At 30.7% G+C, this 6,104-nt stretch carries 5 protein-coding genes; 3 read left to right on the plus strand and 2 right to left on the minus strand.

The genetic code is table 11. The annotated features are described in order from the left end of the window. Nucleotides 1-239: 239 nt before the first annotated feature. Both B5F09_RS14085 and feoB read right to left on the minus strand, forming a co-directional pair. A complete protein-coding gene (locus B5F09_RS14085) occupies nt 240-1,181 on the minus strand; it encodes an NAD(P)-dependent oxidoreductase (RefSeq protein ID WP_087374966.1) in 942 nt (313 codons plus the stop codon). 119 nt (nt 1,182-1,300) lie between these two features. After that, nucleotides 1,301-3,649, minus strand: a complete 2,349-nt coding sequence (gene feoB, locus B5F09_RS14090) for a ferrous iron transport protein B (protein WP_087374967.1) — start codon at nt 3,647-3,649, stop codon at nt 1,301-1,303. A 243-nt stretch (nt 3,650-3,892) separates the two neighbouring features. Here feoB and B5F09_RS14095 point away from each other — a divergent pair, with 243 nt between their 5' ends. The 3 genes from B5F09_RS14095 to B5F09_RS14105 form a co-directional block, all read left to right on the plus strand. Then, entirely contained in the window at nt 3,893-4,498 is a 606-nt protein-coding gene (locus B5F09_RS14095) for a histidine phosphatase family protein (protein ID WP_087374968.1), read from the plus strand. Nucleotides 4,499-4,637: 139 nt separating this feature from the next. After that, nucleotides 4,638-5,402, plus strand: a complete 765-nt coding sequence (locus B5F09_RS14100; RefSeq protein ID WP_087374969.1) for an EFR1 family ferrodoxin — start codon at nt 4,638-4,640, stop codon at nt 5,400-5,402. Nucleotides 5,403-5,419: 17 nt separating this feature from the next. Beyond that, nucleotides 5,420-6,104: aldo/keto reductase (locus B5F09_RS14105; protein WP_087374970.1), on the plus strand; the 685-nt coding region annotated here is incomplete at its 3' end.

Here is a 6,104-nt window from a genome sequence, read left to right on the forward strand (position 1 = left end):
AAGAAAGAGGATTTTTATAGAGGATTCACCTCTTAGTCAAGACAAATGCCTGCTAAAGCAATAAATTTTAAAAATTTAATTTATTTATTGACATTTAATAGTTTGTCTTGATTTTAATGTACCACATTTAAGGAAAATTTTTAATGAAAAAGTAAGATATTTATATTGTCATAGTTATTTTGTGATAATTTTTATTAAAATAGATTTTAAAATAAAAAATCGATTTTTTAGATCGATTTTTAGACTTTATTTATATGTTGTCCTTTTAACCAGGCATAAAGATTATCAAAAACTATATCAGCTCTTTGAATCATTGATTCTTCTGAAGCAAAAGCAATATGAGGAGTAACAATAATATTAGGACAGTTTAGTAAAGGATGTTCTTTAGTTAATGGTGGTTCATTTTCAAAAACATCACAAGCTGCTCCAGCGATAGTTTTATTTTTTAAAGCTTCAGCTAGCGCAAGACTATCGATTACACCACCACGAGCTGTATTGATTAAAATAGCTTGTTTTTTCATTAATTTTAATTCATTTTCACCAATCATTCCTGTAGTTTCTGGTGTTAAAGGGCAGTGTAAAGAAACAATATCTGATTGTTGTAACAAGGTTTGTAAAGATACTTGTTTATCAATGTATGGATCGTTAACTTGACTGCGACTATAAGCTATTACATGACAGCCAAAAGCTTTACAAAGCTGGGCTGTTTTTTTACCAATCGCACCAGCACCAATAATACCTACAGTTTTATTGTTTAAAAGATTACCAATAAGACCGTCTTTAGTACCAGCTTGACGACATCTTTGTTCAACTTCACGAACATGTCTTAATAGTTGAATCATAAAACTAATACATAATTCACTGACAGCTTGAGTAGCATACCCGGAAGCATTGCTTACAGCAATATTTTTATTTTTTATAACATCCATTGGTAAATGATCAACGCCGGTAAAGGCAACATCAATATATTTTAATTTAGGAGCACTTTCAATTACTTGTTTATCTAATGGCATATTTGCAAGCATTAATATATCAGCGTCTTGACAGCGCTCAATTAAAATATTTATATCATTACTTTTTTGATAAGCTATAAAGGTGTGACCCATTGATTTTAGTTTTTCACTATGTTGATCAATAATTTGTTTTGAAACACCTAAGTCTTCTAATAATACAATTTTCATATTTATCATATCTCCTTTATTTATTGGTTTAATTGTATCACAAAAATCAGTTGATAATAAATTGAATAGAAAAAAATTGAAGTGAACTTCAAAAGTTGAAAACACTCCAATTCTTTGTTTTATAATATTATTATACCAATAGTATATACTAAAAATGCAGCAACCCAGGCAATTAAACACTGACCAAAGACAACTAATATAGCCCATTTACCGCCAAGCTCTCTTTTAATTGAAGCAATAGCAGCTACACATGGTGTATAAAGCAGACAGAAAATTAATAAACTTAGTGCTGCAAGCGGTGATAGTGCACTTACTAAATTAGCTGTAGATTTAAATAAAATAGAAATAGTTGAAACAACACTTTCTTTAGCCATAAAACCAGTAATTAAAGCTGTAGAAATACGCCAGTCACCAAATCCAAGTGGGGCAAAGATAGGGGTAATCCAGCTAGCAACCATTGCTAAGATACTATCTTGTGAATTAGTGACAAGATTTAATTTAGTGTCAAATGTTTGTAAGAACCAGATTACAATTGTAGCGATAAAGATAATTGTAAAAGCCCTTTGTAAAAAATCTTTAGCTTTTTCCCATAATAACTGTGCTACGTTTTTAGCACTAGGTAAGCGATAGTTTGGTAATTCCATTACAAATGGGACCGCTTCACCTTTAAATAAAGTTTCTCGCATTAAAAGAGCTACTAAAATACCAACCAGTATTCCGATAAAATAAAGACCAATCATAAATATAGCTCCATGTTTTGGGAAAAATGCCGCCGTGAAAAAAGCATATATTGGCAGTTTTGCAGAACAGCTCATAAATGGTGTTAATAAAACTGTCATTTTACGATCTCTTTTAGAAGGAAGAGTTCTACTTGCCATAACCCCAGGAACAGTACAGCCAAAACCAATCAACATAGGAACGATACTTCGTCCAGATAATCCTAACTTTCTTAACAATTTATCCATGACAAAGGCAATTCTAGCCATATAGCCACTATCTTCTAGTAATGATAAGAAAAAGAATAGGGTAACAATTGTTGGTAAAAAGCTAAGAACACTACCGACACCATTAAAGATACCGTCGATAATTAGTGAATGTAAAACTTCATTTACATTGGCATTGATTAAAGCAGTGCTAGTTAGCTCTGTTAAATAACCAATTCCCATTTCTAACAAGGTTGATAGACCAGCTCCAATAACGTTAAAAGTTAACCAGAAAACTAAAGCCATTATGACAATAAAAGCTGGAATTGCAGTATATTTACCAGTTAGAATTTGATCGATTTTCATACTGCGTAGATGTTCTTTGCTTTCTTTTGGCTTGATAACTGTATTATCGCAAACATTAAAAATATAATGGAAACGCATATCGGCAATAGCTGCTAAACGATCTAAACCACGTTCAGATTCCATTTGGGTAACGATATGTTCAAGCATTTCTTTTTCATTTTGGTCTAGTTTTAATTGTTCTAAAACTAGTGGATCTCCTTCAGCTAATTTACTAGCAGCAAAACGAACAGGAATATTTGCTTTTTTTGCATGGTCTTCAATTAAATGCATGATTGCATGTAAACAACGGTGAACGGCACCACCGTGGTCATCAACATCACAAAAATCTTGACGACAAGGACGTTCTTGATATTTTGCAATATGAATTGCATGATCGATTAATTCTTGAATCCCTTCATTTTTTGCCGCCGAAATTGGAACTACAGGTATTCCAAGCATCTCTTCCATTTCATTAACAAGAATGGAACCACCGTTTTCATGAACTTCATCCATCATATTTAATGCTAAAACCATAGGAATATCTAATTCCATTAATTGCATTGTAAGATAAAGATTTCGCTCAATATTAGTAGCATCTACAATATTAATGATACATTTAGGATGTTCTTCTAAAATAAAACGTCTAGTAACAATTTCTTCACTTGAATAAGGTGATAGAGAATAAATACCTGGCAAATCAGTTACTAAAGTATTTTTATAACCTTTTATTTTACCATCTTTACGATCAACTGTTACTCCAGGAAAGTTACCAACATGTTGTGAAGAACCAGTTAATTGATTAAAAAGAGTAGTTTTCCCACAGTTTTGATTTCCAGCTAATGCAAAAGTTAATAATTCATTTTCATCTAAAGGATTTTCTTCACTTTTAAGATGATATTTGCCATCTTCTCCAAGTCCAGGATGAAAGATTTGTTTTATATTTTTAGGCTGTTTAGGCCTTGATTGTTTATCATGGATATTTTCAATAGTAATTTTATTAGCATCGTCGTTTCGTAATGTTAATTCATAACTATGGATTCTAACTTCGATTGGATCACCCATTGGAGCATGTTTAATCATTGTTATTTCACTACCAGGAATTAACCCCATATCTAATAAATGTTGACGTAAATCTTGATTACCATCAACGGAAACAATTGTTGCTGTTTTACCAATTGGTAAATCTTTTAATGTTTTCATATTAACCTCCTTAATATAATGACTATATTAAATGTTATTTTTCGATTTCTTTAATAAAAGTAGTATAAAATTATCAATTTATTTAGTCAAGACTTAGTGATAGTGGATATTTGTTTGTTAGTACTTTTAAGTAATAAAATTAGCTATCAAATTAAAAAAATATTTAATTTGTGCTATGATATAGTAGGATGCGGTCAATTTTGGATACATGATGGCTTATTAATTTAATAGGAGTGTAAAATAATGAAAAAAACTTTATATTTAATGCGACATGGACAGACTTTGTTTAATTTGCAACATAAGATTCAAGGATGGTGTGATGCACCGCTAACACAATTAGGTATTGAACAAGCAAAAATTGCTGGTAAATATTTTAAAGATAATAATATCACTTTTGATCATGCTTATTCTTCAACTTCAGAAAGGGCAAGTGATACTTTAGAAATTGTTACTGATGGTAAAATGCCTTATACTAGATCAAAAAAATTAAAAGAATGGAATTTTGGTTCATTTGAAGGAAAAGACGAGTTTTTGAATCCTAAATTCCCATACGGTGATTTCTTTGTTCAATTTGGTGGCGAAGGTGAACAAGAATTCCAAGATCGAATTTCTCAAGCGTTATTAGAAATAATGCAAAAAGAAGATCATCATGTTGTCTTAGTTGCAAGTCATGGAGCAGTATGTGGAAGCTTTATGCGTAAGTGGTTAGCAACTAGCAAAGTTGAATATAAAGCTGGAATCGGTAATTGCGCTATCTATAAGTATGAATTTGAAGATGACGTTTTTACTTGTGTTGATATTATTAAACATGACTTCAGTCATTTATTTAATGATGTAATTGGGAAGTAAACAGCTTTTACTATGCGTCTAATTAATAGTACAATGTCAAATCGATATTGTACTTTTTTTATTGGCTTTTATAAAATTAAAGTAACAAAAGTGATATTAATCTATTAGGTTAAATATTTAATAATTAGGAGGAAAAAGAATGTTATTTTATTTTACAGCGACGGGAAATAGTTTATATGTTGCTAAACAATTTGATCAAGAGCCAATTAGTATCCCCCAGGTAATTAATCAAGACAATTTAGTATTTGAAGATGAGACAATAGGTGTCGTTTGGCCAGTTTATGCTGGAGAACCACCAAAAATGGTTTTAAACTTTTTGAAAAAAGCACTATTTAAAACAGATTATTTTTATATGATCTTAACTTATGGTAAAGATGATAGCGATGCTCCAGAGTATATAAATAATTTATGTAAAGAATTTGGTTTACATATTGATTATATTAACTCAATTTTAATGGTTGATAATTATCTACCTTCATTTGATATGAATGATCAAATGGCAATGGACAAACAAGTAGATAAACAAATTAAAAAAGTATTAGCAGACTTAAAAGCTAGAAAGAAAGAAATTCCAGTTGCCAGTCAAGAAAGTCGTGATTTCCATCAAAGAGCAGCTAAAATTTTTGCTGAAAATCCAAGTTTGATTAATGGAGAACAAATTAAAGTAACTGACAAATGCGTTGGTTGTGGAATTTGTGTGCGGGTTTGTCCAATTGCTAATTTTTATGTTGAAAATGGAAAAGCTAAAAAACATAGTGAAGTTTGTGAATTTTGTTTAGCATGTGCTCATAACTGTCCACAAAAAGCAATTATTACAAGTATCTCTGATAAAAATCCTAATGCAAGATATCGCAATGAACATATTAGTTTGCAAGAAATAATCAAAGCTAATCAACAAAGCTAGAAAAGGAGGATAAAAATATGGAGTTTGTAACATTAAATAATGGTGTAAAAATGCCTAAAGTTGGATTTGGAGTATACCAGATTAAAGATCACAAGCAATGTAAACAAGCATTATTAGATGCAATTGATGCTGGTTATCGTTTGATTGATACTGCACAATCTTATGGAAACGAAGAAGCCGTAGGCAAAGCAATTCAAGAAACATCAGTTCCAAGAAATGAATTGTTTATTACAACTAAAGTATGGGTCGCTAATTATGGATATGAAAAAACAAAAGCTTCGGTAGAAGAATCTTTAAAGAAAATGCAATTAGATTATATTGATTTAGTATTATTGCATCAACCATTCAATGATTACTATGGAGCATATAAAGCATTAGTAGATTTATATAAAGAAGGAAAAATCAAAGCAATCGGTGTATCAAATTTCTATCCTGATCGTTTAGTTGATTTAGCTATCTTCAGTGATGTTAAACCAGCTGTAAACCAAGTAGAAGTAAATGTATTCCATCAACAGATTGAAGCTCAAACATATAATGAAAAATATGAAGTTCAAATGGAAGCATGGGCGCCATTTGCTGAAGGAAGAAACAATATGTTTACAAATCCAGAATTAAAAGCAATTGGTGATAAATATGGTAAATCTATTGCGCAAGTAATTTTAAGATGGTTAGTACAAAGAGGAATTGTACCACTAGCAAAAT

This window comes from Erysipelatoclostridium sp. An173, from assembly GCF_002160495.1.
Classification (GTDB): Bacteria; Bacillota_I; Bacilli_A; order Erysipelotrichales; family Coprobacillaceae; genus Thomasclavelia; species Thomasclavelia merdavium.